Origin of the sequence: Kitasatospora sp. NPDC101801 (assembly GCF_044766665.1) — a bacterium.
Lineage (GTDB): Bacteria > Actinomycetota > Actinomycetes > Streptomycetales > Streptomycetaceae > Kitasatospora.
Genome location: NZ_JBIWML010000103.1, coordinates 1 through 1,387, shown reverse-complemented (window position 1 = coordinate 1,387; position 1,387 = coordinate 1). Strand labels below are relative to the sequence as shown.

The 1,387-nt window shown below is 67.1% G+C and carries 1 protein-coding gene; it reads left to right on the top strand.

The features are described 5' to 3' along the window. Positions 1 to 91: 91 nt before the first annotated feature. Complete coding sequence (locus tag ACIRPK_RS36885; RefSeq protein WP_403047331.1) at positions 92 to 1,264, top strand: IS701 family transposase; 1,173 nt, start codon at positions 92 to 94, stop codon at positions 1,262 to 1,264. Positions 1,265 to 1,387 lie beyond the last annotated feature (123 nt).

Below are 1,387 nucleotides of genomic sequence, written 5' to 3'. Positions count from 1 at the left end.
CAGGGCTCGGTCATGATCCTCGACCTATTCAGCTAAGTAGCTGACTGACCATGGCCGTTGGGGCGATGGTCGGGCCATGGACCTACAGACCATGGCCACGCTGGACGCGGACCTCGCGGAGTTCACCGGTGATGTCTTCAAGTACCTGGCCTACGAGGGCCAACGCGGCTACGGACATCAGTACTTGCGTGGGTTGATGCTCGACGGCAAACGCAAGTCGGTGGAGCCGATGGCTGAGCGGTTGGGCATCCCGCGACAGAATCTGGGCCACTTCGTAGGCCAGTCCACCTGGAACTACAGCGAGGTGATGCGGCGGGTCGCGGCACGGGCGGTCGCTGTGATCGAGCCGACAGCGTGGCTGATCGATGACCACCCGTTCGTCCGCTACGGCCACGGCACCGCAGGGGCGATCGTGCAGCACTGCGGCGAGCGCAACCAGCACCTGTGCCAGGTCGGAGTGTCCGTGCACGCGGTGTCCCCACGCGGGTCGACCCCGCTGCACTGGCGCCTGTTCCTTCCACAGAAGTGGGCACAGGACCCTGCCCGGTGCGCGAAGGCCGGGGTCCCGCCCGGGCTCGCGCACCGCACCAAGCAGCAGATCGCCCTCGAACTGCTCGACGAGCTCGCCGAGTGGGGGAATGTTCCGCCCCTGGTCATCGCCGACAGCGACTACGGCACCAACGTCGCGTTCCGCATGGGGCTCACCGCCCGCGGCATCCGGTGGCTCCTGGCCGTCCAGGGGGACACGGTGGTCCTGCCCGCCACGGGCACACCGGTCACCGCCTGGGCAAAACGACGCCCCACCATCGCCGTTGACACCGTTGCCGAGGGCAACCGGCACCGGGCCACCCGGTTCATCTACCGCGCCAGGACCGCGAGCCATCGAGCCCGCTCCGGCTGGTTCGCCGCCATTCCGGTGCACATCGCCGGGATCATCGAACGCGGACACGTCGCAGAAACCGACGATCGGCTCCTGCCTCAGCGCACCCTACTGGTCCAGTGGCGTCGCAAGCACGGCGGCGGGGTGTTCCGCTCATGGCTCACCGACCTTCCCCCGGGCACCTCACTGTCGACCCTGGTCAGGCACGCCACCAGCCGCTGGCACATCGAGACCGACTACCGGGAGATGGAACAAGCCCTGGGACTGGGCGACTACGAGGGCCGAACGTACGCCGGATTCCACCACCACGTCACCCTCGTCTCAGCCGCCCACCTGTTCTGCCTGGAGCAACACCTCAACCCAAAAGACCAGGACACGCCCTGAGCCTGTATCAGGTCGTGTCCCTCCTGCAGATCGCACTGATCACCGCCCTCTGGCGCTGCCCAGCCTGCCACCGCAACCCCAACGACTCCACCACACTTGGTCAAGGACCATGACCGAGCCCTG